The organism is Sphingobium sp. LF-16 (assembly GCF_003711185.1).
GTDB lineage: Bacteria > Pseudomonadota > Alphaproteobacteria > Sphingomonadales > Sphingomonadaceae > Sphingobium > Sphingobium yanoikuyae_A.
Window position 1 is genome coordinate 3485530 of record NZ_CP029335.1, and the last position, 25964, is coordinate 3511493.

Annotated in this window: 22 protein-coding genes; 7 read left to right on the top strand and 15 right to left on the bottom strand. The window is 65.9% G+C overall.

Annotated features, from left to right (window positions below; translation table 11 throughout):
- Positions 1 to 3: 3 nt before the first annotated feature.
- Together DIZ22_RS16370 and DIZ22_RS16375 are read right to left on the bottom strand one after the other, a co-directional pair.
- A complete protein-coding gene (locus tag DIZ22_RS16370) occupies positions 4 to 1152 on the bottom strand; it encodes a MaoC family dehydratase N-terminal domain-containing protein (RefSeq protein WP_048939197.1) in 1149 nt (382 codons plus the stop codon).
- Between the two features lie 16 nt (positions 1153 to 1168).
- Positions 1169 to 2749 carry an AMP-binding protein gene (locus DIZ22_RS16375; RefSeq protein ID WP_048939216.1) on the bottom strand — a complete coding sequence of 527 codons (1581 nt, stop codon included), beginning with the start codon at positions 2747 to 2749 and terminating at the stop codon, positions 1169 to 1171.
- Positions 2750 to 2907: 158 nt separating this feature from the next.
- Between DIZ22_RS16375 and DIZ22_RS16380 the strand changes: the two genes are divergently transcribed.
- Complete coding sequence (locus DIZ22_RS16380; protein ID WP_037521968.1) at positions 2908 to 3741, top strand: IclR family transcriptional regulator; 834 nt, start codon at positions 2908 to 2910, stop codon at positions 3739 to 3741.
- On the opposite strand, the gene DIZ22_RS16385 is transcribed toward DIZ22_RS16380, so the two are convergent.
- The 12 genes from DIZ22_RS16385 to DIZ22_RS16435 all read right to left on the bottom strand — a co-directional run bounded on the left by DIZ22_RS16385 (position 3727) and on the right by DIZ22_RS16435 (position 17572).
- Positions 3727 to 5325 (bottom strand): SMP-30/gluconolactonase/LRE family protein, encoded by a 1599-nt coding sequence (locus tag DIZ22_RS16385; protein WP_048939198.1) that lies wholly within the window; start codon positions 5323 to 5325, stop codon positions 3727 to 3729. The two genes, DIZ22_RS16380 and DIZ22_RS16385, sit on opposite strands and share 15 nt — an antisense overlap.
- A 1-nt stretch (position 5326) precedes the next feature.
- Positions 5327 to 6742 carry an aldehyde dehydrogenase family protein gene (locus tag DIZ22_RS16390; protein ID WP_048939199.1) on the bottom strand — a complete coding sequence of 472 codons (1416 nt, stop codon included), beginning with the start codon at positions 6740 to 6742 and terminating at the stop codon, positions 5327 to 5329.
- A 144-nt stretch (positions 6743 to 6886) separates the two neighbouring features.
- Positions 6887 to 8671, bottom strand: a complete 1785-nt coding sequence (locus DIZ22_RS16395; protein WP_122928411.1) for a thiamine pyrophosphate-binding protein — start codon at positions 8669 to 8671, stop codon at positions 6887 to 6889.
- On the bottom strand, positions 8668 to 10044 hold the full coding sequence (locus DIZ22_RS16400; protein WP_048939217.1) for an aromatic ring-hydroxylating dioxygenase subunit alpha: 1377 nt from the start codon (positions 10042 to 10044) through the stop codon (positions 8668 to 8670). Before DIZ22_RS16400 ends, DIZ22_RS16395 begins: the two co-directional genes overlap by 4 nt.
- 167 nt (positions 10045 to 10211) lie before the next feature.
- Positions 10212 to 12041, bottom strand: coding sequence for an NAD(P)/FAD-dependent oxidoreductase (locus DIZ22_RS16405; protein ID WP_048939201.1), 1830 nt, complete (start codon positions 12039 to 12041; stop codon positions 10212 to 10214).
- A gap of 186 nt (positions 12042 to 12227) precedes the next feature.
- On the bottom strand, positions 12228 to 12383 hold the full coding sequence (locus tag DIZ22_RS21885; protein WP_004209077.1) for a hypothetical protein: 156 nt from the start codon (positions 12381 to 12383) through the stop codon (positions 12228 to 12230).
- 152 nt (positions 12384 to 12535) lie between these two features.
- Positions 12536 to 13213, bottom strand: a complete 678-nt coding sequence (locus DIZ22_RS16410) for an SDR family NAD(P)-dependent oxidoreductase (protein ID WP_048939202.1) — start codon at positions 13211 to 13213, stop codon at positions 12536 to 12538.
- Positions 13214 to 13232: 19 nt separating this feature from the next.
- On the bottom strand, positions 13233 to 14681 hold the full coding sequence (locus DIZ22_RS16415) for an NAD-dependent succinate-semialdehyde dehydrogenase (RefSeq protein WP_048939203.1): 1449 nt from the start codon (positions 14679 to 14681) through the stop codon (positions 13233 to 13235).
- Between the two features lie 163 nt (positions 14682 to 14844).
- Positions 14845 to 15393 carry a nuclear transport factor 2 family protein gene (locus DIZ22_RS16420; protein ID WP_048939204.1) on the bottom strand — a complete coding sequence of 183 codons (549 nt, stop codon included), beginning with the start codon at positions 15391 to 15393 and terminating at the stop codon, positions 14845 to 14847.
- Position 15394: 1 nt separating this feature from the next.
- Positions 15395 to 16273: an SDR family NAD(P)-dependent oxidoreductase gene (locus tag DIZ22_RS16425; protein WP_048939205.1), complete on the bottom strand. Its 879-nt coding sequence runs from the start codon at positions 16271 to 16273 to the stop codon at positions 15395 to 15397.
- Positions 16274 to 16284: 11 nt separating this feature from the next.
- Positions 16285 to 16824, bottom strand: a complete 540-nt coding sequence (locus DIZ22_RS16430) for a nuclear transport factor 2 family protein (protein WP_048939206.1) — start codon at positions 16822 to 16824, stop codon at positions 16285 to 16287.
- Positions 16825 to 16936: 112 nt separating this feature from the next.
- Positions 16937 to 17572, bottom strand: a complete 636-nt coding sequence (locus DIZ22_RS16435) for a TetR/AcrR family transcriptional regulator (protein WP_048939218.1) — start codon at positions 17570 to 17572, stop codon at positions 16937 to 16939.
- Positions 17573 to 17655: 83 nt separating this feature from the next.
- Between DIZ22_RS16435 and DIZ22_RS16440 the strand changes: the two genes are divergently transcribed.
- Genes DIZ22_RS16440 through DIZ22_RS16465 form a run of 6 tightly spaced genes read left to right on the top strand, consistent with a single transcriptional unit; the run spans position 17656 to position 23717 of the window.
- Positions 17656 to 18780, top strand: a complete 1125-nt coding sequence (locus tag DIZ22_RS16440; RefSeq protein WP_122928412.1) for an acyl-CoA dehydrogenase family protein — start codon at positions 17656 to 17658, stop codon at positions 18778 to 18780.
- A 12-nt stretch (positions 18781 to 18792) separates the two neighbouring features.
- The gene (locus tag DIZ22_RS16445; RefSeq protein ID WP_010336219.1) at positions 18793 to 19977 is read left to right on the top strand and encodes an acetyl-CoA C-acyltransferase; all 1185 of its coding nucleotides are present in this window, start codon (positions 18793 to 18795) and stop codon (positions 19975 to 19977) included.
- Between the two features lie 22 nt (positions 19978 to 19999).
- Positions 20000 to 20761: a 3-hydroxyacyl-CoA dehydrogenase gene (locus DIZ22_RS16450; RefSeq protein WP_048939207.1), complete on the top strand. Its 762-nt coding sequence runs from the start codon at positions 20000 to 20002 to the stop codon at positions 20759 to 20761.
- Positions 20761 to 21552 (top strand): enoyl-CoA hydratase-related protein, encoded by a 792-nt coding sequence (locus tag DIZ22_RS16455; protein WP_048939208.1) that lies wholly within the window; start codon positions 20761 to 20763, stop codon positions 21550 to 21552. Before DIZ22_RS16450 ends, DIZ22_RS16455 begins: the two co-directional genes overlap by 1 nt.
- 3 nt (positions 21553 to 21555) lie before the next feature.
- Complete coding sequence (locus DIZ22_RS16460) at positions 21556 to 22719, top strand: acetyl-CoA C-acetyltransferase (protein ID WP_048939209.1); 1164 nt, start codon at positions 21556 to 21558, stop codon at positions 22717 to 22719.
- Positions 22719 to 23717: a nitronate monooxygenase family protein gene (locus DIZ22_RS16465; RefSeq protein ID WP_048939210.1), complete on the top strand. Its 999-nt coding sequence runs from the start codon at positions 22719 to 22721 to the stop codon at positions 23715 to 23717. The genes DIZ22_RS16460 and DIZ22_RS16465 overlap by 1 nt, the downstream gene beginning before the upstream one ends.
- A gap of 351 nt (positions 23718 to 24068) precedes the next feature.
- Here the strand turns inward: DIZ22_RS16465 and DIZ22_RS16470 are convergent, their stop codons facing one another.
- The gene (locus DIZ22_RS16470) at positions 24069 to 25685 is read right to left on the bottom strand and encodes an alpha-amylase family glycosyl hydrolase (protein ID WP_048939211.1); all 1617 of its coding nucleotides are present in this window, start codon (positions 25683 to 25685) and stop codon (positions 24069 to 24071) included.
- Between the last annotated feature and the right edge of the window lie 279 nt (positions 25686 to 25964).

Genomic DNA, 25964 nt, shown 5'->3' on the forward strand with positions numbered 1-25964 from the left:
GGATCAGGCCGGGCGGCTGGGCAGTTCGGCAATCGAGGTGCCGAAGGCCGAGACTTCGCCGCGATGGGTTTCCGCGCGCTGCTGGATCTCGACATATTTCTTGCCGTTCTCCTCGAACTTGCGGATCACGCTGCCGTCGATGAAGATCACGTCGCCATCGGGATTGTGGCGGCGGATCTGGCACTTGCTCTTGTGCAGGAAGCCGTCGTCGCCGATCCAGTTGGTAACCTGATGGGTCAGCCAGCTGCAGCGTTCCGGACCATAGTCATAGGCGCCCGGCGCGCCGACTTCGAGCGCGAACGCCTCGTCCCAATGGACGCGTTCCGGGCAGTCGGGCACGTTGAAGCGGTTCTTGATGCCGGTGCCGGGATGCTTCTGCTGCATCTTCCACGCCAGCTTGTTGGCGCGGATATAGAGGCCGCCCCAGCCCTGCGCGTAGCAGATGAAGCCGGTGACGGTCATCGGCCCCTTCATCATGCGCGGCAGCTCGTCGCCGACCTGCACATCTTCCCAATAACGGGGCGTGGCGCCGCGAATTTCTTCTTTCTCGTACAGCTTGTACATCTCGGCCAGCTGTTCGTCGGTGAAGGGCTCCACCCGGCCGCGGGCTTCGGTATATTTGGTGCCACGCTCGCGCGCTTCGTCGCGATCGGTGCGGAACACCCAGCTGTCGCCTTCGGCGACCTTGTCGCCCGACTGGTTGAAGAAATCGACATGATAGATCTGCTGGAAGCTGCGACCGGCGAACTTGGTCTGATGTTCGATCAGATCCTTCAAATAGGCCTCGGTGCGGATGGTGTCGTTGCGCAGCACCGGCTTGTGCCAGGTCCAGTCGGCGCCCGCCCACATCGCATGGACGCCCGACAGGCCACCGCAATAGCCCGAGATGATACGGCTGGTGGTGAACAGGAAGCTGGGCAGCGCGACCAGCGAACCATGCTTGGTCTTTTCGGCATAGGCCGGATCGCACCACAGCGGATTATCGTCACCGATACCATGGGCATAATGGCGGATCGCGTCGCGCGTGGCTTCGTAATTCCACGGTTCGACCGTATTCTCGATCTTGACGCCAATGCGCTTGCGCAGGTCGTCCAGCCCCTCCTCGGTGATCTTGGGGAATTTGTTCACGGGCGCTTCGGCCAATGTTGCCATCTCTCTTCTCCTGACTTCAGTTGGCGAGTTCGACCGCCTTGGCGGCCTCACGATCTCTCAAAATCTTGCGGTGGACCTTGCCGGCCGGCGTCTTGGGCAGGTCGGTCACGAATTCCACGATGCGGGGGAATTCATGCTGGGCGAGCTTTTCGCGGGTGAAGTCCTGCAATTCGCGGACCAGCGCGTCGCTGCCGTCGCGATTGAGGATGATGAAGGCCTTCACCACCTGGCCGCGCTTGTCGTCGGGCACGCCGATCACCGCGCATTCCAGCACCGCCTCATGCTTGAGCAGCGTATTCTCGATCTCGACCGCGCTCATCGTCCAGCCGGCCGAGATGATGACGTCGTCGGCGCGGCCGCAATGGTAAAAATAGCCGTCGGCGTCGATCTTCGCCCGGTCCTTGGTGGTTTCCCACCGGTCGCGCCGCCACAGCATCAGTTCGCCAATCTCGCCGGGGTCGCAGGCGCTGCCATCGGGGCGCTGCACTTCCAGCTTCTGGCCCGGCACCGCCTTGCCCAGCGAACCCGGCTTCACCTTGAAATCCTGCGCACCGGGATAATTGACCAGCACCACGCCAATCTCGGTCGTGCCGTACATGGAACAGGCCGGCACCTTGAAATGGGCGTCGATGAACTCCAGCGTCGCCGGGTCGATCGGCTCGCCGGTGTAGGACAGCTTATCGAAATGGAAGGCGAAGTCGGCGGCCCGGCCGCTATTCTTCATCATGCGATAATGGGTCGCGGCGGCCGACATGTTGGTGATGCCATAGGCATCCAGCGCCTGCATCAGCCGTACCGGATCGAAGCGGCCGGCAAAGGTGCCGGTGGTCACGCCCAGCCCCAGCGGCGCCAGCGTGCCATGCCACAGGCCATGACCCCAGGCCGGCGAGGAGGGGCAGAAAAATTCGTCGCCCGGCCGGATGCCGGTGCCGTAGAGGGCGGCGAACATCAAGGTCACCAGCGCGCGGTGGCTGTGCTTGACCGCCTCCGGCAGTTCGCGCGTGGTGCCCGATGTATATTGGAAGACGGCCAGGTCATTGGCCTTGGTCTTCGGGCTGTAGCTCGCCGGGAAGCGGGCAAGGTCGGCCAGCAATGCGTCGTCGGCGACGATCACGCGCGGGCCGTCCATGCTGCGCGCCAGTTCCGCCTTTTCCGCATTGGTGATGAGGATGGTCGGCTTGCAATCATCCACCCGCAGCCGCAGCGCATCCGGGCCGAACAGGGTGAAGAGCGGCACCGAGATCGCGCCGGTCTGCATCGCCCCGAACAGGCAGACATAGAAGGGCAGCGAAGGCTCCAGCATGAAGGCGATGCGTTCGCCCGGCTGAATGCCCTCAGCGTCCAGCCAATGGGCGAAGCGCGCAGCGCCTGCCGCGATCGCGTCGAAGCTCAATATCTCGTCGCGGCCGCCATCATCACCATTGGCGGCATGTGCGATGCGCACGGCGGCGCGGCCCGATCCGTCGGCATGGCGGGTGATGCATTCATGGGCAATGTTCAGGTCTTCGCGGTCGCCGTCGAACAGATCCCACAGCGCCGCTGAGGTCGCATGCGCCTGTGCATCGGCATAGCTGCGATAGTCGGTTAGCTTCGCCATCATCCCATCCCATCGGTCCGGTATTCAACCGGGCGAACGGGTCGGAAGCCCGTCGCTGCTTGCAACAAGCGATGTCACAGCGACTCATTTGTTGTAAATGGTGAATGATGTTCTATATTTCGAATGACGGGCCATCGGCGTCGCGATAGGATGACGCCATGACCGACAGCCGCACCACGCCCCGCCCGCCCTCCACCGTCCGCAAGGTCGCCAAGGCCGTGCAGGAGAGCAAGGCGCCCGCCATCGCCCGTGCCGCCGCGATCCTGCGCCTGCTGGGCAAGAGCGACCGGCCGCTCGGCGTACAGGCGATCGCCAAGGAACTGGGGCTGGTGCCCAGCACCTGCCTCTATGTGCTGCGCGCGCTGGTGGAGGAGGAACTGGTCGCCTTCGATCCCGACACCAAACGCTATGCGCTGCAGGCCGGCGTGCTGACGCTGGCGCGCAACTGGCTGCGCCGCGACGCCTTCAACGACCTTGCCCAGCCGGTGCTGGATCGGCTGGCCCAGCGCTTCGGCCTCACCATGCTGGGGGTGCAGGCGGTGGGCCTCGATCATATGATCGTCGTCGCCATGGCGCAGTCGGGCAGCGGCTTTCAGTTGAGCGCCCAAGTCGGCAGCCGCTTTCCTGCCCTCATCAGCGCCACCGGCCGCTGCATCGCCGCCTTTGGCGATTATGGCGAGAAGGAACTGAAGGCGCGGTTCGACACATTGCGCTGGGACGATCCGCCGCCCTTCGCCGACTGGATGGAGCAATTGCGCCAGACCCGCGCGCAGGGCTTCGCGGTGGACGAGGGCCAATATATTGCTGGCGTCACCGTCGTCTCCGCGCCGGTGTGGAAGGGCGCGGGCCGCCCGGTCCATGCGCTGGTGGCGATCGGCATCGGCGCCGCGCTGCAGCGCGAGGGGCTGGGCGCATTGCAACAGGCGCTGGTCGAGGCGGCGGACGCGCTCAGCGAGCAGCTCAGCGGCGACCGTCCCTTACCGGCGGCGTAACGCCAGCACGCTGCCTTCAGCGTCGCCCGACACATAGAGCGTGCCGTCCGGTCCCGCCGTCACATCGGCGAAATTGATCATCGGCCCGGCCATGTCACCGATCGACCCCAGGAATTTGGGTGTGACGCCAGCCGGCGCCCCCACCGGCAGGGCGCTGGCGATCGTCGCGCGCGCGCCGCCCGACAGGTCGGTGGCGACCAATGTCTTGGCCCGCGTATCGACGACGAACAGCTTCCCATCATGGATCGTCAGCCCTTCCGGCCGGCCGAGCCCGTCGATGATTGTCTCGCTGCGGCCGCCCGCGATGCGCAGCACGCGCCCCGCCCCGCCCTCGGCGACATAGGCTGTCCCATCCAGCGCCAGCGCCACGCCCATCGGCTTATCGAGGCCGGTGGCCAGTTCGCTGACCGCGCCATTCTCGATCGAGAGCAGCCGGCCGGTGCCATATTCGGCGACGGCCACCGCCCCGCCCGGCGCGACCGCCACACCCATCAACTGGTCGAGGCCGGTGGCGAGGAAATCGCTTTCCCCCTGCCCCGGCCGATAGCGCGCCACCGCGCCAAGCCCGGTGCTGATGATCCATTCGCCCGCCTGCGCGCCCGCCGCGACACCGCGCATATAGCCGGGACAGCCGGGGTAGAAGATCATGCCGGCCAGGGTCAGTGCCTCGCCGGGTTGCAGCGTGTAACCGAAGGTGCCGTCGGCGACGAACAGCGCGCCGTCCGCACCCATGGCCAGGCCCAGCGGCCATTGCAGTGCGCGCGGCACCACCGATCGCACCTTGCCGTCGCCCAGCAATTCGGTGATTTCGCCCGGAATGCTCGACACGAAGATGCGGTCGCCGATGAAGCTGACATTGTCGAGGCCGGGGCCAAGATCGGCCAGCACTTCGCGCGTGCCGCTCACCAGGTCGAGCCGCAGCACCTGGCCGCTGGCCACCTGCGTCGTGACGATCCGCCCCTTGCTGTCGAACTTCACCGAATCCGGCACGCCCAGATCGCCGGCCACCACCTCGGGTGCGCCGCCATTCAGGTCCACCCGCCATATCTCGTTGGCGCCCATCACGGGAAAATAGAGCTTGCCGTCCGGGCCTACCTGAAAGGCGTTCGCCATCGGCACATTGTCGAGGATGACGCGCGGTTCGCCGCCATCCAGATCCAGTTCCATGATCCGCGCGCCGATCCGGCATTCGCCCGCGATCAGCCGGCCCTGATGCCAGGTGATCGGGTTGGCGACCGGAATGTCGCCGCGCACCACCCGCACGTCGCCCGATGGCGTGCGCATCGCGACCCGGCCCTCGGTAATCTCGGTCAGATAGAGGTTGCCGGCATCATCGAACACCAGATCGTCGGGGGCGACGATGGCGCCGCCCATCGCGCTGATCGTCTCGATCGCGCCGCTGTCGACATCGATCGCGCTGACCTGGCTGCCACCGACCTGCGCGACATAGAGGCGCCCGTCCGGTCCGGTGGCCAGACCATTGGCGCCGTGCAGGCGACTGGGCGGGGTCAATCGCGCGAGGGACCAGCCCTCGGCAGCGATCGCAGCACTGGCGGCGCCATAGCGCCCGGACTGGACCGCCATCTCAGGCGTAGCCCAGCAGCGACTTCACTTCGAGATATTCGAGGAAGCCATGCTCGCCCCATTCGCGGCCATTGCCACTGCGCTTGTAACCGCCAAAGGGGGCATGGAAATCGAAGCCGCCATTGATGCTGATCCAGCCGGTGCGCATCCGCCGGGCGACGGCACGGCACTGGTCCACATCCGTGCCGCTGACATAGCCGGCGAGACCGAAATTGCTGTCATTGGCGATCGCCACCGCATGGTCGATATCATCATAGCCGATGATCACCAGCACCGGGCCGAAGATTTCTTCGCGCGCGATCACCATGTCGTTGGTGCCGACGAACACGGTCGGCTTCACGAACCAGCCCTTGTCGATCCCGTCCGGGCGACCGGCGCCGCCGGCGATCAGGGTCGCGCCCTCGTCCAGGCCCTTCTGAATATAGTCCTGGATGATGTTGTATTGGCTCTTCGACACGACCGGACCCATGGCGACATTGCCGGTCGGATCGCCGACCGTCACCGCGTCCGCTGCGCCCTTGGCCGCCGCGATCACCTCATCCATGCGCGCTGCCGGCACCAGCAGGCGCGATCCCGCGCTACAGGTCTGGCCCGAATTGCCCATCATGCCGCCGGTCGCGCCCGCGACATTGGCGGCCAGCGCGCCATCGTCGAGCACGATGAAAGCGCTCTTGCCGCCCAGTTCCAGCCCGACCCGCTTGATCGTGGTCGCGGCATCCTTCTGAATCTGCACGCCGACCGGCTCGGAGCCGGTGAAGGACACCATGTCGACATCCTCATGGGTGGAAAGCGCCGTGCCAATCACGCTGCCGCTGCCCTGCACCATGTTGAACACGCCCGCCGGCACGCCCGCCGTATCGAGAATTTCGGCCAGGATCTGGGCCGAGAAAGGCGCCAGTTGTGGCGGCTTCAGGATCATGGTGCAGCCGGTCGCCAGCGCCGGGAAAATCTTCACGCAGGTCTGGTTCATTGGCCAGTTCCACGGCGTGATGAGCGCGCAGACGCCGATCGGCTCGCGCGCGATCATCGTCGCGCCATGCTGTTCGTCGAACTTGAATTCGCGCAGCACCTCGATCGCGGTCTGCAGATGCCCCGCCCCCAGGCCGACATGGAAGCCATGGGCGAGCGAGGACGGCGCACCCATTTCCTCGATGATCGCGTCGCCCAATTCGGCCTGGCGCCGCGCATATTCCGCCTGGATGGCGAGCAGCAGGTCAAGCCGCTGTTCGCGCGTGGTCTGCGACCAGCTGGCAAAGGCCTTGCGCGCGGCGGCGACCGCCTTGTTCACATCGGCCACGCCGCCGAGCGAGATGGTGCCGGCCACCGCCTCGGTCGCCGGGTTGATGACATCCGCGGTCTTCGGTTCGACCGGGGCGACCCACTGGCCGTCGATATAGAAGTTCCGATAGTCGCGCATGTCGATGTCCCATCCTCTCCAAAATCCTCCCCTTGAAGGGGAAGTGGCTGGCCAAAGGCCAGACGGAGGGGTGTGTCCGCCAGGGAGACACCCCTCCACCGCCTGCGGCGGTCCCCCTCCCCTTATCCGGGAAGGAAGGGCGTTTTACTGGGTGCCTTCGGCGTACCAGGTGCGGAATTCGGCATATTTCGGCATTTCTTCCGAATTGGCCTTGGGGTCGATCACGACATGGACGACGCCCGGCTTGCCGCTGGCATAGGCACGCGCGATCGCCGGCTTGATGTCCTCCGCGCGGGTCACATATTCGCCGTGGCAGCCAAAGCCCTCGCCGATCTTGTCGAAGCGGACTTCCTTGCTCCAATGGGTGCCGGTTTCTTCCGTGCCCTGGCCGAAGGTGCGCTTGTAGACGCCCACTTCCAGGCCCCACTGATTATCCACGCCGACGACGCAGACCAGCGGCAGCTTGGTGCGCACCGCCACTTCCAGTTCGGCGATATGGAACATGAAGCTGCTGTCGGAGGTCAGCAACAGGCCCGGACGGCTGACGCCGGTGGCCGCCTTGTCCGCCAGCATCGCGCCGGTCGCATAGGGAATGCCGGTGCCGATATGACCGAAATTCTGGTTCCAGATGACGTCATTCGGCTTGCACTGCGAATAGGTCCACTGGAAGATCACGCCGGCACCGCCGTCGCGGATCAGGATGCCGTCCTTGGGGAAGGCCTCGGTCGCTTCCACCGCCAGACGGGCGGGATGGATCGGCAGGTCGCCGGTGCCGTCGCTCTTGGTGCGCGATTCCGCCGCCAGTTCGTCCAGTTCCGCCTGGCCATCACGCATGAAGGCTTCCAGCATCGGCGCGGGTGCGCGCGGCGTATCCTTCAGCGCCTCGACCAGCTGCGGCACGACGCCGCGCAGGTCACCGACCAGCGGCACGTCGATCGGGCGGTTGACGCCGATCGCGGCGGGATCCTGCTCGACATAGATCCACTTGCGGATCGCTTCATTCTTCATCCAGTAGCGCCACTTGCCGAAATGGACCGGCTCGCCCAGTTCGGTGCCCAGCGCCAACACCAGATCCGATTCCGTGACCGCCTCGATCGACGCCTTGGAGAAGACATATTGGAAGGTGCGATCTTCCAGCCCCTTGATATAGCTGGTGCCGCCCGAAGTCTGGATCACCGGGCAGTTCATGAGGTCCGCCAGTTCCTTCACCGCCGCGCCCGAGCGCGAGGTGTGGACGGCATGGCCGACCAGCAGGATCGGGTTCTTGGCGGCGCGGATCAGGTCGGCCGCTTCCTTGACCCGGTCGATGTCCGCGCCCTGGTTGACCAGGCGATAGCGATCGGGCGCCAGCGGCGCGGGCAGGTCCAGCTCTTCCAGGATGATGTGGCTGGGATATTCGATATAGACCGGGCCGGGGGTGCCACCCATCGCCTTGCGGATGCCCTCGCGCACGACCTCGTCGGTCTGGTCGGCATATTCGATCGAGGCAGCATATTTGACACTATTCTCGAACAAGGGCATCTGCTTCACGAACTGGATGCGGCCGCGACGGACACGCTGTTCGGTGACGCGGGCGCGCTGGCCCGACAGGAAGATGACCGGCGAATTTTCGACCAGCGCGCACTGGATGGCGGGCGCCATATTGGCGATGCCCGGCCCCAGCGTGCCGATCGCGACGGCCGGCTTGCCGGTGATGCGCGACGCGGCCTCGGCCATGAAGCCGGCTGCGGCTTCATGATGGGGCGCAACCACGGTCCAGCCGCGCCGTTCGGCCTCCAGGAACATGTGGACGAAATTCGGGTCGGGAATGCCGAACAGCGTGTTGATGCCTTCGGCCTCGAACAGGTCCAGCATCCGCTTGTAGACCGGCGTGCCCTTCTTGTCGGTGGCGTTCACGTTGACGGCGGACTTGGGATCGTCATAGCTCATTTGAGTAACCTCGGTGCGCCCGTACCCATGTACGTGGCTAGGTTGCGGTGGAAATTGGTGATCTTGCGTTCCTGGTGGGGGTTGGGCAGCGGTCCGCGGAAGCCGCGCGACTTCATGCCCTTCTGCACCCATTCCATGTTCGAGAAATCCTGGGCGAGGACGGCGCCCCAGCCCTCGGCGGTGGCCTCCGTCTCTTCCCATTCGGTGACCGGCACTTCACCTTCGGGAAAGCGCTCGATCGCGTAGGATTCAAAGATGCACATGTCGGGATCGTCGCCATAGGGACGGGTGCGGTAGCAAAGGGCGAAGGTGATCCCCTGCAGCACCGACATGTTGGGAAAGACGTGCCAGGCAAGCCCCGCCTCGGCCATCACCTCGGGCGGGATTTCCGGCCAGATAACGCCGCGCGCGGCATCGTCCGCCTTGGCGGATTTCAGCCAATGGGCGATGACGTCGCCCGCCGCCGTGCCCTCGGGCAGTTCGTCGACCAGCCGGCTGGCCGCATTGACCAAGGTCTCGGTCGAGGCGGCATAGTTCAGCGTCTCGTAATTTTCGCGGATCAGCTCATAGGTGGAGCGGCGCGGATCGTCGCCCTTGCCGGCGCGGGTGACGCTGCTGCTCTGGCTCATCTGGAAGGCCGGGTCGCGCTGGTCGAAACCGCTCACCCCATGCAGGCCATAAGCCGCGCTGTATGCGTAATAATCGCCATAATCGAGCAGCTGGGTATGGGTGCCCGCGACATGATAAGGCTCCATGAAAGCCTCCAGAGCGGTCTTCCAATTGGCCGGATAGACCACCCATTTGCGCCATTTGTAGCGCATCTTGTCCATTTCGAAGTGGGACAGGATGCGGCCGGCATCGCCCAGGAAATCGATCAGCGGCTCGGCATTGAGGTCCATATGGATCCAGATCCAGCCGCCCCATGTGTCGATCTTCACATCCGACAGGCGGGTGCATTCGGCATTGAGCGCGCCCTGCCAGTCCTGCGGGTCGAGGATGTAGGTGTTGTTGCCCTCGGTATCGAAGGTCCAGCCATGGAAGCCGCAGACGAAGCTGCGCCGGTTCTTGCCGCGCACCGAATGCACGTCCTTGGGCACGTCGACCAGTTGGCGGCCGCGATGCGGACAGACATTGAAGAAGGCGCGCAACGTGTCGGGCGCGGTCCGCACGATGATGATCGACTCATCGCAAATGTCGTAGGTCATCCAGTCGCCGACATCGGGCAGTTCCTCGACCCGCGCCGCCATCTGCCAGACATGGGGCCACAGCTTTTCCTTCTCCGCCAGGGCATAGTCCTTCGACAGGAATGCCTCGGTCGGGTAGGTCAGCGGCTTGGCCAGTGCCTCCACATCGATATTGTCGATCTTGCTCATGGCATCCTCCTGCAACGTCCGCGTTGCCCGATGGGTACGGCCCGCGAGTCTGCTCGCCGGGTCCGCAAGGACAATATTTTCAACCTGCCTATCGCAACTGGCGGGAGCGTCCCAAGGGAAGAGCGGCGAGCGCCACGAACCATCCCCGGGGCGATCCGGCCCATGGCTCAGGACCGCAATTCCATGCCGTCGAGATCACCCTTCGCGCGCCAGTCCTGCACCAGTTTCTGGAATGCGCCCCAGCCCGGTCCATAGCTGCGGAACAGTGCCCAGGGCGCCTTCACCTGGCCTTCATTGGTGAAATAGCTGGGGGTGCATTCCTGCTGGAAGGCGGTCATGTCGATTTCCATTTCCTCGAAATGGCGGACATAATCCTCCTGCCCCTGCAGGGTGGTCTCGACCACCTTGGCGCCCTTATCCATCACCGCATGGATGATATGGGCGATATGCTCCGCCTGGCGGCCGAACTGTTCGGTCACGCTGGCGTTGAGGCCGCCTTGGATATAGCCGATGAAGAACTGGTTGGGGAAACCATGGGTCATGGTGCCGTGCAGGGTGCGCGGGCCATTGGCCCAATGATCGTAGATGGACAGGCCATCGCGTCCCTCGACCGCATCGATGCCCCAGCGGCGCTTCAGCTCGCTCGTCACCTCGAAGCCGCTGGCGAAGATGATGCAGTCGACCTCATATTCGACGCCGCCCGACACGAAGCCCTTCTCGGTGATCTTCTCCAGCCCCTTGCTGTCGGCAACGTCGATCAGCGTGACATTGGGCCGGTTGAAGGTCGGGTAGAACTCATTGCTCGACAGCGGACGCTTGCAGAGGAAGCGATACCAGGGCTTCAGGGCCTCGGCCGTCGCCTTGTCATCGACCATCTCGTCGACGCGGGCGCGCAGCCGCTCCATCACGCGATAATCGACCACCTCGCGCTTGGCCATAAACTGCTCGATCGACATTTCCGGCCAGCCTTCGGCTTCCAGTTCGGCCGACAGGTTGCGGGCAATCTCGGTCCAGATGTCGCAGATCAGATCCGGCTCGCCCGGCGCAAAGGACTCCATTGCGGCGCGGTGGAAATTGGCCTGGCGATCGGCCTGCCAGCCGGGCTGGAGCGACGCCGCCCAGTCGGCATCCGTCGCCGGATTGGGGCGTTCGTCCACGGTCGATGGCGTGCGCTGGATGACATAGAGCTGTTTGGCGTAGCGGCCGAGATAGGGCACCGCCTGGATCGCGGTCGCGCCGGTGCCAATGATGGCGACGCGCTTGTCGGCCAGCTTGTCGAGCACCGGATTGGCATAGCTGCCGCCGCTATAGTCATAGTCCCAGCGGGCAGTGTGGAAGATCTTGCCCTTGAAGCTGTTGATGCCGGCGATGCCGGGCAGCTTGGGCATGTTGAGCACGCCGCAGCCCATCACCACGAAACGGGCCAGCAGTTCGTCGCCCCGACTGGTGCCGACGCGCCAGCGCTGGATCGTCTCGTCCCATTTCAGCGAGGTGATGAGGGTGTGGAACAGCGCCTTGTCGGCGAAACCGAAGCTTTCGGCGATCTGGCGGCAATAGGCCTGGATCTCCGCGCCGTCGGCGAATTTCTTCGACGGCATGAAGCCGGTTTCTTCCAGCAGCGGCAGATAGCAATAGGCGTCATTGTCGCACTGGATGCCGGGATAGCGGTTCCAGTACCAGACGCCGCCGAAATCGCCGCCATGGTCGATATTGCGGAAATTGGTGACGCCCTGTTTGGTCAGGTGATAGCCGGCGAGCAGGCCGGCAAAGCCCGCGCCCAGCACCACGACATCCAGTTCCTCGACGATCGGGTCACGCGCGACGACCGGCATATGCGGGTCGACGTCATAGCTGTGCGTCGTGTCGTCGGTGGTCGGCTGATATTGGCCTTCCCGGTCGGCGCGCATCCGCTTGTCGCGCTCGGCGCGATATTTCTCGCGCAGGGTCGGGATATCGAATGTGTCAGCCGCAGGCGTCTGCGTCGGCTTGCAGGTCATGACCTCTCCTGGGGATCGCTGTTCTCGCCATTTTGTTAATCAACACATATGTTGACTTGCAATGGCGGAGCGGCGGGCCGGCGCTGTTAGCGCTGTGGCGATCCCTTGGCGGCCTTCTGGCCGCGACGCTGCCCCGAAAATGGGCAGTCAGCGGGAGAGGTAGTCAGTCGTCAGCTGGCGCGCCGATCAGGCGGCGCGGGCCAGCTTTTCTTCCTTGGCGACCGGGAAGGTCACGACGTCGGCCGAAACCGGCTCGGCAGCGGGGGTCAGCGCGGCGATATAACGCTCGGCGGTGACGACGTCCCGGCGATAGGCGAAATAGAGCGAGATGAGCGAAAACATAAGAACCTCAGACAAGAATATTGCTGCGTCGCAGCATCGAGGTTCATCTGGTCCTCCCCGGCTTTTTTCGCAAATGCAAAGGCGCCAAGGCCAGTTGCACGAAACGCCATCGACCGGTTGCGCGCCTTGCAACGGCAACCGGTCGATCGCGATCAGACCCGGCCAGTGACCGGGATCAGCGCGCCGGTGATCGGCGCAGCGGCGGGCGACAGCAGGAAGGCGATCACCCCTCCCAACGCCTCGGGCGAGACCCAGCGGCTGGCATCCGCGTCGGGCATGTCGGCGCGGTTGGCCGGCGTGTCGATGATGCTGGGCAGCACCGCATTCACGCGCACGCCCGCATCCTTCAGTTCTTCGGCCAGCGCTTCGGTCAGGCGCGCCACGCCGGCCTTGGACGCGGCATAGGCGCCCATGCCGGCCGCCGCCTTAACCGAGGCCGCCGCGCCGATATTGACGATCGCCCCGCCGCCATCGCGCAGCAGCGGCAACAGCGCGCGAGTCGCGATCAGCGTGGTGCGGACATTCATGCCATAGAGCCGGTCCCAGGTGGCGACAGAGCCATCCTCCACCGTCTCCCAGCTGAAACCGCCGGCAATATTAACCAGCGCGTCGAGGCCGCCCAGCGCTTCGCCGATCTTGTCCGCCGCGCCGGCCACCGCCTGCTCGTCGGACAGGTCAACGCCGCCCAGCGCCAGGTCGACGCCATCGGCCGGCACATCGCCCAGATCGATACCCGCCACCGTCCAGCCGGCCGCGCGCAGCACCTGCACCGCCGCCCGGCCCAGCGCACCGGCCGCGCCGGTTACCGCCACCACTCCCGCCATCATCATCCCCTTTCGATAGTCTGCGTCAGATCCCGGACATGCACAGATATTTGATCTCGACATAGTCCTCGATGCCATGGCGCGATCCTTCGCGGCCCATGCCCGATTCCTTGATGCCCCCGAACGGCGCGACCTCGGTCGAGATAAGGCCGGTGTTGATGCCGACCATGCCGACCTCCAGCGCCTCGCCCACGCGCCAGGCGCGCGACAGGTCGCGGGTGTAGAAATAGCCCGACAGGCCGACCTCGGTGGCGTTGGCCAGCGCCACCGCCTCCTCTTCCGTGTCGAACAGGAAGAGCGCGGCGAGCGGCCCGAACGTCTCCTCGTCGGCCAGCTTCATCTCCGGCGTGCAGCCGCTGATGATGGTCGGCTCGAAGAAGCTGTGGCCCAGCTTGTGGCGATGCCCACCGCTCACCAGCGTGCCGCCCTTGGCCAGCGCGTCGGCGACATGTTCCTCGACCTTCTCGACCGCCTTCTCGTCGATCAGCGGCCCCTGGGTCACGCCCGCTTCCGTGCCCGGCCCGACCTTCAGCTTCGCGACGGCCGCCTTCAGCTTCTCGGCAAAGGCCGGCGCGACGTCGCGCTGGACAAGGATGCGGTTGACGCAGACGCAGGTCTGGCCGCTGTTGCGATATTTGGACGCGATCGCGCCTTCGACCGCCGCATCCAGATCGGCGTCGGCAAAGACGATGAAGGGCGCATTGCCGCCCAGTTCCATCGACAGCTTCTTCATCGTCGGCGCGCATTGCGCCATCAGCGTCTTGCCAACCTCGGTCGATCCGGTGAAGCTCAGCTTGCGCACCAGCGGGTTGCCGGTCAGTTCCGCGCCGATCACCCGCGACGATCCGGTGACGACGTTGAACACCCCCTTGGGCACGCCCGCCCGCTCGGCCAGAACGGCGAGCGCCAGCGCGGTCAGCGGCGTCTGGGTGGCGGGCTTCAGCACCATGGTGCAGCCCGCCGCTAGCGCCGGTGCCGCCTTGCGCGTGATCATCGCGGCGGGGAAATTCCACGGCGTGATCGCGGCGACCACGCCCACCGGCTGCTTGATGACGACGATGCGGCTGTCGGCGCGGTGGCTGGGAATGATCTCGCCATAGATGCGCTTGGCCTCTTCGCCGAACCATTCGATGAAGCTGGCCGCATAGGCGATCTCGCCCTTGGCCTCGGTCAGCGCCTTGCCCTGCTCGCGGGTCAGGATCATCGCCAGGTCATCCTGATGCGCGATCAGCAGTTCGAACCAGCGGCGCAATATGCGCGACCGCTCACCCGCCGTCTTCGCCTTCCACTCTGGCAGCGCCGCCTCCGCCGCCTCGATCGCCGCGCGCGTCCCCGCCTCGTCGATCGCGGGAATGCCGGCCAGCCGCTCGTCCGTCGCAGGATCGGTCACGTCGATGCTGGCAGCGCCGATCCACTGGCCGTCGACATAGCATTGTTCGCGCAGCAGGCTGGGGTCGGCAAGGGCTATGGTCATCGGATCACCTTCTTCGGCAGGATGTAGGGCAGCGGGCACAGGGCGCGCCCGTCGCTGCGTCCAACGCAGCATGGCCCCATTTCGATGCGAAGGTGGGATGCGCGGCAGGCGGCGTCAACGTGGACAGAATGTCCCCGCCCAAGGATCGACCCCGCGATGCGCGCTATTGGGGAATATGCGGCGCCCGCCGATTGACCAGAGGCCGCTGATAGGAAGGATCGCTCTTGTCCCGTGCCGGCGCGCCATTGGCATGCAGGTCCAGCACGTCGCCGAACGGCAGCGGCAGGGTCGGCACCAGCCCGGACCATTCGATCATGTTGGTGCGCAGCACAATCTTCCACTGGCCATCGCGCCGTTCCAGCCGGTCGAGATAGCGGCCCCCGGCGATCCAGTTGCTCTCGTCCCGGTTGCGGCCGACGAACAGATAATAGGTTTCGGCATGGGCGCTGTCGCCGTCGATATCGATCGTCATGTTGAGCAGATTATGATGGGTCGCCACCTGCCCGCCCTCGTGCAGGGCGCTGGCCCAGGCATAAAGCGCATCGGGCGCGCCGACGAAGCTGCCCGCCGCGACGGTGGCATCGTCATGAAAGGCCGACAGGAACAGGGCGCGGTCGAACCGGTCCATACCCCGGCTGAACCGGGTCAGGCAGTCGACAATATCCTGCCGGTCGAGCAGCGCGTCGATCCGCGCCTGGCGATCCGCGGCCATCCTATGCCTCCGTCCGCGGGGCGATCGGCTGCCAGATCGGTGCGCCGCGCTCGGCCCGCAGCGACGGGATGGTCTTCCCGTCGACATCGGTGATGCCATAATCCTGCGCCAGTTCGGCGGTGATGAAGGTGCCCCCCGATCGCGCCATGATCGCCGGATCGGCGAGCAGCGCGGCGATCACCCGGCCGGGAAATTCGGGCGAGCAGCCGACCAGCGGATTGGTGACGGTCAGCGCCTTCATCGCCGGATTGGCGGCAATGTTGCGCTGTGCCCGCTCGGTCATGGTCAGCCCCTGCCATAGCGCGAGCGAGGCGACACCATAAGGCTGCAACTCGATCGCCATATCGCGCGCCATGCGGTCGACCGCCGACTTGGCAGTGCCGAACACGACGCCATAGGTATAGGTCACGCCGACATAGCCCGATATCGCGACGATCAGCCCCGAACCCTGCGGCACCATCATCTGCGCGGCATGGCGCGCCGCGACGAAATTGGAGCGCACGCCGACATCGACCATGTCCCAGTTGGACAAGGGCTTTTCCCAGAAGCTGCCCGGCACGGTCAGATCCTCGGGGATCGCAAAGGCATTATTGACCAGCAGGTCGAGCCGCCCCTGCTCGCGCTGCACCTGGTCGAACAGCGCGGCCACCTGTGCATCGTCGCCATGATCGACCTGCACCGCAATGCCCCGGCCACCGCGCGCATCGCATTGCGCCGCCGTCTCGCCGACCGTGCCCGGCAGTTCATGGTCGCCCGCCTTGACCGTGCGCCCGGTGACATAGACGGTCGCCCCCTGCTCGGCGAGCGCCAGCGCCATGCCCTTGCCGATGCCCCGGCTTGCGCCGGTCACGATCGCGACCTTGCCGTCCAGCGGTTTCATGATCCTCTCCCTCAATCCGTCTCGCGCGCGAAGAAGCGCACGCTATGATCGCCGTTCGCGCGGCCGGTGAAATGCGGCGCGCTGAATGCCATGCCCATCACCCCCTGGCTCCAGTCGGCTGAGACGCCGATATCCTGCACCCAGTCATAGAGCATGGTCCGCCGCGCGATCCGCCACTGCCCGTCGCGCCGTTCGAGAATGTCGAGATAACGGCCGCCGATCATGACGTCGCGCTGCGCGTCGCCCATGTCGATGCGATGATAGGATTGGACCTGCGTCTCGACCCGCGCCGTATCGCCCGCCAGGTCGATGACGCTCTGTCCCAGCAGATGCTGGGTACAGAGGATCGCGTCGGCACCGGGCACCACCCAGGCAAGATAGGCGTCGAAATCACCGGCGAACACACCATAGTCGGTGCTGCCGTCCGGCCAGCAGCACGCCCGGATCAGATCGGCGTCGCGCCGGTCCTCACCCCGCGCCAGCCGGGCGAGGCAATCGCGGATCGCCTCCCGGTCCAGCATCGCCTGCAATGGCATGGCGGCAATCTCCATCCGGCCCTCTCCTTCCCGCCCGTCATGGCGGGCTGTCTGTCCATGGGCCGGTCATAGGCGCGCGCCATGGCGCGTCGCTTGACCAATTTAGACAGGAGAGAAGCGGGCGTCCTCAGCCGCGCGGGGCGAGGCCGGCAATCAGCAGGTCGACCTGCGCCATCGCGATCGCCTCGGCGCTCATCGCGCCTGCCGGATCGCGCCAGCGCGCCGCCCAGTTGAGCGCGCCGGCCAAAGTGAAGGCCGCCAGCTTCACGTCGACCGGGGCGATCGACCCGTCCGCCACCGCGTCGGCGATCAGCCCGCGCATGGCCAGGTCGATGTCGCGCTTGCGCGATCGGAACAGGATCGCGCCTTCGGCCGACAGGCATTCGTCACCCGTCCGCACCACGCAGGCGCCAAAATCATCCATGATCACCGCGCCATAGCGGCGCAGGAAATAGCCGAGCCGGGCCAGACCATTGCCTTCCCCCGCGCGGGCCTCATCGGCCGCCGCGCGCAGCATTTCCAGGCCGCGGGTGACGCATTCGATCAGCACCTGCTCCTTGTTGCCCAGATAATGATAGATGGTCGGCTTGCTGATCCCCAGGCTCGCGGCGACATCGTCCAGCGAGGTCGCATGGAAGCCGCGCGCGTTGAACATGCGCACCGCCGCGCGCAGCACCGCCTCGCGCTTTTCCTCCCGCTCGCGCGCCTTCTCCTCCCGCGTGCGGAAGGGAGACGGGATCGCCACTGCGCTTTTCGCCGACACTCGCTGTTCCTCCATGCCGCCTGTTGACAAGAAATCGCAACAGGCGCAACCTACTCATGAGTATAGGAGAGACGCAAGGGTTTATGCTGACCGAAATCCAGAGCGCGATTCGCGATACCGTCCGGGATTTCGCCCAGGCGACGATCCGCCCCCATAGCGCCCGGTTCGAGGCGGAGGGCGGCTATCCCCGCTCGCTGTTCGAGGAGATGGCCGGCCTTGGCCTCTGGGGCATGACCGCGCCCGAAGCCTATGGCGGCGCGGAGGCGGATTCGGTTTCCTATGCCCTCGCCCTGATGGAACTGGCCGCTGCCGACGGCGCCCTCTCCACCATCGTCTCGATCCAGAATTCGATCCTCGTCTCTGGCCTGCTCAAGGATGGCAGCGAGGAACAGAAGGCCCGCTTCCTTCCCGACCTGATTGGCGGCCGCACCATCGGCGCCTTCGCCCTCACCGAAAGCGATGCCGGCTCCGACGCGTCGGCCGTGCGCACCCGCGCGGTCAAGGTCGATGGCGGCTGGCGCATCACCGGCGCCAAGCAGTTCATCACCTCCGGCAAGATCGGCGGACTGGTGATGATCATCGCCGTCACCGATCCCGACGCCGGCAAGAAAGGCCTGTCCGCCTTCATCGTGCCGACCGACCGGCCAGGCTATGCGGTCGACAAGGTCGAACACAAGATGGGCCAGGGCGCGTCGGACACCTGCGCGCTGCGGTTCGAGGACATGTTCGTCGAGGATGATCTGCTGATCGGCCAGCCGGGCCAGGGCTATCGCATCGCTTTGGCCAATCTGGAAACCGGCCGCATCGGCATCGCCGCCCAGTGCGTCGGCATGGCGCAGGCGGCGCTGGAGATTGCCGTCGCTTACGCCAAGGACCGCAAGAGCTTCGGCAAGGCGATCATCGAGCATCAGGCAGTCGGCTTCCGCCTTGCCGACCTCGCCACCCGACTGGAGGCCGCGCGCCAGCTCGTCCTGTCCGCCGCCGCGATGAAGGACAGTGGCCAGCCGGCCCTGACCCAGGCGTCGATGGCCAAGCTGTTCGCCTCCGAAGCGGCCGAGGCGGTGGTATCCGGCGCGATGCAGACACTGGGTGGCTATGGCTATCTTGAAGAATTCGGAATCGCGAAAATCTACCGCGATGTCCGCGTGTGCCAGATTTACGAGGGCACGTCGGACATCCAGCGCATGGTCATTGCGCGCAGCCTTTGAAGGAGAATTAGGATGCAGGACGATCCGGTAGTCATTGCGAGCTATGCCCGCACCCCCATGGGCGGGTTCCAGGGCGCGCTCTCGGCGGTCAAGGCCACCGATCTTGGCGCGACGGCGGTCAAGGCCGCGGTCGAGCGCGCCGGCGTCGCTACTGACGCCATCGATCGCATCTATATGGGCTGCGTGCTGCCCGCCGGCCTGGGCCAGGCGCCCGCGCGCCAGGCGGCGCTCGGCGCGGGCCTCGGCCTCAATACCGAGGCGACGACCGTCAACAAAATGTGCGGATCCGGCATGCAGGCGGCGATCATGGCGCATGAGGCGCTGGCATCGGGCGCGGCCGACATCGTGATCGCCGGCGGCATGGAGAGCATGACCAACGCCCCCTATGCCCTGCCCAAGCATCGCAGCGGCGCACGCATCGGCCATGACCGCATCATCGACACGATGATGATGGACGGGCTGGAGGACGCCTATGAACCCGGCAAGGCGATGGGCGTCTTCGCCGAAGAGGCCGTGCGCGACTATCAGTTCACCCGCACCGATCAGGATGATTATGCCATCCGCTCGCTCGACCGCGCCAATGCGGCGATCGGCAGCGGCGCCTTCGTCCGCGAGATCACGCCGGTCACCGTATCGGGCCGGGGCGGCGACACCGTCATCGATACCGACGAACAGCCCGGCAAGGCCCGGCCGGAAAAGATCCCCGGCCTCAAGCCCGCCTTCGTCAAGGATGGCACCATCACCGCCGCCAATGCCTCGTCCATTTCGGACGGCGCCGCCGCGCTGGTGATGACCCGTCAGAGCGTCGCGGAAAAGCAGGGCCTTAAAGTGGTGGCGAAGGTCGTCGCCACCGCCGCCCATGCCCATGAGCCCGCCAAGTTCACCACCGCGCCGGTGCCCGCGATGCGAAAGCTGCTGGCCAAGGCCGGCTGGTCGGTCGAGGATGTCGACCTGTTCGAGGTCAACGAGGCCTTTGCCGTGGTCGCGATGATCGCCGCCAAGGAACTGGGCATCCCGGCGGACAAGCTCAACGTCAATGGCGGCGCCACCGCGCTGGGCCATCCGATCGGCGCATCGGGCGCGCGCATCGTCGCCACCCTGCTCGGCGCGCTGGAAACCCGCGGCCTCAAGCGCGGCGTCGCCAGCCTCTGCATCGGCGGCGGCGAAGCCACCGCCATGGCCGTCGAACTCGTATAATTCTGCCGGGAGAGGACAGATAATGGATATCAAGGGACTGGCCGCCATCGTCACCGGTGGCGCCTCCGGCCTCGGCCGTGCCACCGCGACCATGCTCGCGGCGCAGGGTGCCAAGGTCGCGATCTTCGACCTCAATGAGGAAGCCGGCAAGGCGGTCGCCGCCGAAATCGGCGGGCTTTATGTCGGCGTCAATGTTGCCGACGATGCCAGCGTCACCGCCGGGCTCGACGCGGCGGAAGCCGCCCATGGCACCGCCCGCATCCTCGTCAATTGCGCCGGTATCGCCCCGGCCGTGAAGACGGTGGGCAAGGAAAATGTGCCTCATCCGCTCGACAGCTTCGCCAAGACGGTGACCGTCAACCTGATCGGCACCTTCAACATGATATCCAAATTCGCCGCCCGCGCGGCAGCGGCCGAGGAGATGGACGGCGAGCGGGGCGTCATCGTCAACACCGCCTCGGTCGCGGCCTATGACGGCCAGATCGGCCAGGCCGCCTATTCCGCGTCGAAGGGCGGCGTGGTCGGCATGACCCTGCCGATCGCCCGCGATCTCGCCCAGCACAAGATCCGCGTGATGACGATCGCGCCGGGCATCTTCCTGACGCCGATGCTGGAGGCCTTCCCCCAGCATGTGCAGGATGCGCTGGGCGCGCAGGTGCCCCACCCCAGCCGCCTCGGCAAGCCGGCCGAATATGCCCAACTCGTCGAATCGATCGTCCGCAACCCGATGCTGAATGGCGAGGTGATCCGCCTCGACGGCGCCATCCGCATGGCGCCGCGCTGATGAGCGGGTCGGGCAGCGGCGTGGCGCTGGCGATCGCCGACGGCATCGCCCGGATCACGCTGGATCGTCCGGCGGTCGGCAATGCGATCGACCTGCCGCTCGCCCGTGCGCTGCTCGACGCCGCGATCCGGTGCGAGGGCGATGCGGCGGTCCGCTGCGTCGTCCTCACCGGCAATGGCAAGCTGTTCTGCGCCGGCGGCGATGTCGCGCTGATGGGCGGCGCGGGCGCGCAACTGCCCACCGTCCTCACCGAACTCATCGCCACCTTCCACGCCGCCGTCACGCGCCTCGCCCGCATGGCCAAGCCGCTGGTGACTTTGGTCAACGGCCCGGCGGCGGGCGCAGGCTTCAGTCTCGCCATATTGGGCGATGTCGTGCTGGCCGCCCGCTCGGCCCATTATACCGCGGCCTATGGCGCGATCGGCCTGACCGCCGATGGCGGGCTCAGCTGGCTGCTGCCACGCCTCGTCGGCCTGCGCCGCGCGCAGGAGATCATCCTCACCAACCGCCGCATCAAAAGCGAGGAGGCCGAAGCCATCGGCCTCGTCACCCGGCTGGTCGATGATGACGCGCTGGAGGCGGAAGGGCTGGCGCTCGCCACCCGCCTCGCCGACGCGCCGACGGCCGCCTATGGCGCCGCCCGCACCCTGCTGCATGACAGTTTTGACACCGGATTCGAGACCCAGCTCGACCGCGAATTGCGATCGATGGCGGTCGCCGGCGCCGGCGAGGCGCAGGAGGGGCTTGCCGCCCTGCTCGCCAAGCGTCCCCCCCATTTCAGAGGAGCCTGACCTATGGCCGAGGCCTATATCGTCGAAGCCGTCCGCACCGCCGGCGGCCGTGCCCGCAAGGGCGGGCTGATCGACATCCATCCCGCCGATCTGGGCGCCACCATTCTCAACGCGCTGGTCGACCGCACCGGCATCGATCCCGCCGCCATCGAGGATGTGATCGTCGGCTGCGTCAGCCAGGCGGGCGAACAGAGCTTCGCCTTCGGCCGCAACCTCGTCCTCGCCTCCAAGCTGCCCGACAGCGTGCCGGCCGTGACGATCGACCGGCAATGCGGCTCCTCGCAGCAGGCACTGCATTTCGCGGCGCAGGCGATCCTGTCCGGCACCCAGGACCTGGTGATTGCGGCGGGCGCCGAAAGCATGACCCGCGTGCCGATGGGCTCCAATTTCCAGCTCCACGCTGCCGCCGGGCTGGGCGACGGCCCTTGGCCCAAGAGCATCCAGAAACGCTATGGCGTCGCCGAATTCAGCCAGTTCCATGGCGCCCAGGCGATCGCCAACAAATATGGCTTCACCCGCGAGGATATGGACGCCTATGCGCTGGCCAGCCATGCCAAGGCGGCAGCCGCGATCGACAGCGGCGCCTTCAAGGCGGAGATCGTTCCCGTCCTGACGCCCGAGGGGATTTTCGACACCGACGACGGCGTGCGCCGTGGCGGCACGATGGAGGCGATGGCCAGCGTCAAGACGCTGGAGGAAGGCGGCACCATCACCGCCGCCAATGCCAGCCAGATGACCGATGGCGCGTCGGGCGTGCTGGTGGCGAGCGAAGCGGCGATCAAGCGTTTCAACCTCACGCCGCTCGCCCGCATCGTCAACCTGACCGTCACCGCCGGTGATCCGGTCATCATGCTGGAGGAGCCGATCCCCGCCACCCGCAAGGCATTCGAACGCTCGGGCCTGAAACTCGACGATATCGACCTGTTCGAGGTGAACGAGGCCTTCGCCTCCATCCCTATGGCCTGGCTCAAGGCGATCGGCGCCGATCCGGCCAGGCTCAACGTCCATGGCGGCGCGATCGCGCTCGGCCACCCGCTCGGCGCATCGGGCACCAAACTGATGAGCACGCTCGTCCATGCGCTGAAAGCACGGGGCAAGCGCTATGGCCTGCAGACCATGTGCGAAGGCGGCGGCATCGCCAATGTGACGATCGTGGAGGCACTGTGATGGCTTTGAAGACGCGTTTCACCGAATTGTGCGGCATCGAGCATCCGATCGTGCAGGGCGGCATGATGTGGGTCGGCCGCGCCGAACTGGCCGCCGCCGTCTCCAATGCCGGGGGCCTCGGCATCCTGACCGCGCTCACCCAGCCGACGCCGGACGATCTGCGCCGCGAGATCGATCGCTGCCGCACGATGACCGACAAGCCGTTCGGCGTAAACCTCACCATCCTGCCCTCGGTCAATCCGCCGCCCTATGCGGAATATCGCCAGGCGATCATCGACAGCGGCATCAAGATCGTCGAGACCGCCGGCCATAAGCCGCAGGAACATGTCGATGATTTCAAGGCGCATGGCATCATCGTCGTCCATAAATGCACCGCCGTCCGCCATGCCCTGTCGGCGCAGCGGATGGGCGTCGACGCCATCTCGATCGACGGCTTCGAATGCGCCGGCCATCCTGGCGAGGACGATATTCCGGGCCTCATCCTGATCCCGGCGGCGGCCGACAAGCTCAGCATCCCGATGATCGCCAGCGGTGGCTTCGGCGACGGCCGCGGCCTCGCCGCCGCGCTGGCGCTGGGCGCGGAAGGCATCAACATGGGCACCCGCTTCTGCGCCACGGTCGAGGCGCCGATCCACCAGAATGTGAAGCAGTTCCTGGTCGACAATGACGAGCGCGGCACCAACCTCATCTTCCGCAAATTCAAGAATACGGGTCGCGTCGCCAAGAACAGCGTGTCGGACGAGGTGGTCGAAATCTCGCTGCGCGAAGGATCGGTCTTCCCCGACATCCAGCCTTTGGTGTCGGGCGCCAAGGGCCGGGTCGCGCTCGAAACCGGTGATCTGGACGCGGGGCTGATCTGGGCCGGCCAGATTCAGGGCCTGATCCACGACATCCCGACCTGTCAGGACCTCATCACCCGCATCGTCGACGACGCCACCGCAATCATCCAACGCCGCCTCGCCGGCTTCGTCACGCCGGAACTGGCGGCAGTAGGCTGATCCGTCCAATGCCTCGCCGAACCTGATTCGGGGAGGTATTGGAGATGCATGTCGCCATCGGCGCATCTCCAATAGCCCTGTCCTATTCGCCGCTTCTCTGATCTATCCTCGACGATGGATCGCACCACGACCCCCTTGATTCCAACTGAGCATTCGTGCCCCAACCGAAGCGCGGGCGGTGCGTGGCTGTCGCTTAGCCGGCGCGTCATCATGACCCGAATGGCGCGTCACTCTGACCCGGATGTGACCCAAGCGTCGCGTCGGTGGGGCGTTGCCGGGGCATGTGGGGCGCATTCCGCCCTTTTTGCCGCACGACACTATATACTTTGCCCGGTGGAACGCGGGTGTGACCTAATCCTGTGCCAGCAGCAGCGCGGCATAGGGCGGCAATGCCATCCCCGGCGCCGCATCGCCGATCGCCGCGATGATCGCGCCACGCCCTTCCACTTCGTCCGGCCAAGGCGCGGGCGTCGGCGACAGGTTGAAGATGCAGGTCAGCGCCTGATCCTCTGCCACCCGGCGGAAGGCCAGGCACTGGTCGTCGGCACGCATGATATCCAGGCGCCCATGGCGCAACGCCGGGTTCGCCTTGCGCAGCGCGATCATCGCGCGGGTGAAGTGGAGCAGCGACGCGGGGTCGCCCTCCTGCGCTGCCACCGCCCGCGCGACATTCTCCGCGCCCAATGGCAGCCAGGGCTCGCCATCGGTAAAGCCCGCCTCCGCGGCATCGACCGACCAGGGCAGCGGCGTCCGCGCACCGTCGCGCGACAGGGTCAGCGGCCAGTTGGCGATCGCCTCGGGATCCTGCAACTTCTCGAACGGGATATCGACCTGGGTGATGCCCAGTTCCTCGCCCTGATAGAGGATGACATTGCCGCGCAGCGCCATCAGCAGCAGCATCTTGAGCCGGGCGAAGGCGGGCTGATCCTCCGGCGTACACCAGCGCGACAAGGCGCGCGGCGCATCATGATTCTCGAACGCCCAACTGGGCCAGCCCATGCCCGGTTCGTCCGGCCAGCGCGCCAGCGTGTCCGCGATCAGGCCCGGCGTCAGCGCCGGGGCATAGAGGAAGTTGAAGCCATAGGCGCTGTTGAGGTGATCCTCGCCCGCCGTATAGGCCTTCATCTCCTGCTCGGCGAGGTCGCCGCCCACCTCCGCCACGGTGAAGATCGCGCCATAGCGATCGGTCAGTGCCCGGATGCGCGCGACGAAATCGACCACGCCGGGATGCGACTGGCTGTAGCGGCGAATCTGATAGTCGAACGGCCGGGTGCGCGGCCCTTCCCCCTCGGGCGCGGGTGGATTGTCGCGCAATTCCGGGTCGTGCATCGCATGGTTGAGCGCATCGAGGCGAAAGCCGTCGACGCCCCGGTCCAGCCAGAATTGCATCGCCGCCAGCAGTGCATCCTGCACCGCGACATTATGGACGTTGAGCTGCGGCTGGCTGGTCAGGAACTGGTGCATATAATATTGCCGCCGCCGCGCGTCCCAGGTCCAGGCCGGGCCGCCGAACACCGACTGCCAGTTGTTGGGCGGGGTGCCATCCGCCCTGGGGTCGGCCCAGACGAACCAGTCCGCCTTGTCATTGTCCCGGTCCTGCCGGCTCTGCGCGAACCAGGGATGGAGGTCGGAACTATGGGCATAGACCTGGTCGATCGTGACCTTGATCCCCAGTTCATGCGCGCGCGCCACCAGCGCATCGAAATCGGCGAGCGTGCCGAAGATCGGGTCCACCCCGCAATAATCGGCGATATCATAGCCGAAATCGCGCATCGGCGAGGGGAAGAACGGCGAAATCCAGATCGCGTCCACGCCCAGCCGGGCGACATGCTCCAGCCGCGCGGTGATGCCCGGCAGGTCGCCAATGCCATCGCCGTTCGAATCCTGAAAACTGCGGGGATAGATTTGATAGAGGACCGCGCCCTTCCACCAGGGCCGATCGCCTGCATCACGACTGTCGGGAGCCATTTGCGCCACCCCATGTCCCAAGCCTGCGGCGCATCATGCCGCAGCGCCAGTCTACACGGCGCCGCGCGCAGGTGAAGAACTATGTTGCGGCTGCGAAGAGATCAGGGCGTATGTCGGGATCGCGTCACGCTGGAAATCAGCTGGTTGATGACGCACTCATCCTGCGCGGCGGATGCACAGATGCCGCACAGCCAGTCCAGACAACGAGCCAGCAATGCCATGGCCCTCTCCTTCTTCTTTATGCGCGCAGAATAACAGGATTCGCGGGCATGGAAAAGC

What these genes read in the sequence shown, in the direction of transcription:
- DIZ22_RS16370 (WP_048939197.1), bottom strand. Translation starts at nt 1,152, where the DNA reads ATGGCAACATTGGCCGAAGCGCCCGTGAACAAATTCCCCAAGATCACC.
- DIZ22_RS16375 (WP_048939216.1), bottom strand. Translation starts at nt 2,749, where the DNA reads ATGGCGAAGCTAACCGACTATCGCAGCTATGCCGATGCACAGGCGCAT.
- DIZ22_RS16380 (WP_037521968.1), top strand. Translation starts at nt 2,908, where the DNA reads ATGACCGACAGCCGCACCACGCCCCGCCCGCCCTCCACCGTCCGCAAG.
- DIZ22_RS16385 (WP_048939198.1), bottom strand. Translation starts at nt 5,325, where the DNA reads ATGGCGGTCCAGTCCGGGCGCTATGGCGCCGCCAGTGCTGCGATCGCT.
- DIZ22_RS16390 (WP_048939199.1), bottom strand. Translation starts at nt 6,742, where the DNA reads ATGCGCGACTATCGGAACTTCTATATCGACGGCCAGTGGGTCGCCCCG.
- DIZ22_RS16395 (WP_122928411.1), bottom strand. Translation starts at nt 8,671, where the DNA reads ATGAGCTATGACGATCCCAAGTCCGCCGTCAACGTGAACGCCACCGAC.
- DIZ22_RS16400 (WP_048939217.1), bottom strand. Translation starts at nt 10,044, where the DNA reads ATGAGCAAGATCGACAATATCGATGTGGAGGCACTGGCCAAGCCGCTG.
- DIZ22_RS16405 (WP_048939201.1), bottom strand. Translation starts at nt 12,041, where the DNA reads ATGACCTGCAAGCCGACGCAGACGCCTGCGGCTGACACATTCGATATC.
- DIZ22_RS21885 (WP_004209077.1), bottom strand. Translation starts at nt 12,383, where the DNA reads ATGTTTTCGCTCATCTCGCTCTATTTCGCCTATCGCCGGGACGTCGTC.
- DIZ22_RS16410 (WP_048939202.1), bottom strand. Translation starts at nt 13,213, where the DNA reads ATGATGATGGCGGGAGTGGTGGCGGTAACCGGCGCGGCCGGTGCGCTG.
- DIZ22_RS16415 (WP_048939203.1), bottom strand. Translation starts at nt 14,681, where the DNA reads ATGACCATAGCCCTTGCCGACCCCAGCCTGCTGCGCGAACAATGCTAT.
- DIZ22_RS16420 (WP_048939204.1), bottom strand. Translation starts at nt 15,393, where the DNA reads ATGGCCGCGGATCGCCAGGCGCGGATCGACGCGCTGCTCGACCGGCAG.
- DIZ22_RS16425 (WP_048939205.1), bottom strand. Translation starts at nt 16,273, where the DNA reads ATGAAACCGCTGGACGGCAAGGTCGCGATCGTGACCGGCGCAAGCCGG.
- DIZ22_RS16430 (WP_048939206.1), bottom strand. Translation starts at nt 16,824, where the DNA reads ATGGAGATTGCCGCCATGCCATTGCAGGCGATGCTGGACCGGGAGGCG.
- DIZ22_RS16440 (WP_122928412.1), top strand. Translation starts at nt 17,656, where the DNA reads ATGCTGACCGAAATCCAGAGCGCGATTCGCGATACCGTCCGGGATTTC.
- DIZ22_RS16445 (WP_010336219.1), top strand. Translation starts at nt 18,793, where the DNA reads ATGCAGGACGATCCGGTAGTCATTGCGAGCTATGCCCGCACCCCCATG.
- DIZ22_RS16450 (WP_048939207.1), top strand. Translation starts at nt 20,000, where the DNA reads ATGGATATCAAGGGACTGGCCGCCATCGTCACCGGTGGCGCCTCCGGC.
- DIZ22_RS16455 (WP_048939208.1), top strand. Translation starts at nt 20,761, where the DNA reads ATGAGCGGGTCGGGCAGCGGCGTGGCGCTGGCGATCGCCGACGGCATC.
- DIZ22_RS16460 (WP_048939209.1), top strand. Translation starts at nt 21,556, where the DNA reads ATGGCCGAGGCCTATATCGTCGAAGCCGTCCGCACCGCCGGCGGCCGT.
- DIZ22_RS16465 (WP_048939210.1), top strand. Translation starts at nt 22,719, where the DNA reads ATGGCTTTGAAGACGCGTTTCACCGAATTGTGCGGCATCGAGCATCCG.
- DIZ22_RS16470 (WP_048939211.1), bottom strand. Translation starts at nt 25,685, where the DNA reads ATGGCTCCCGACAGTCGTGATGCAGGCGATCGGCCCTGGTGGAAGGGC.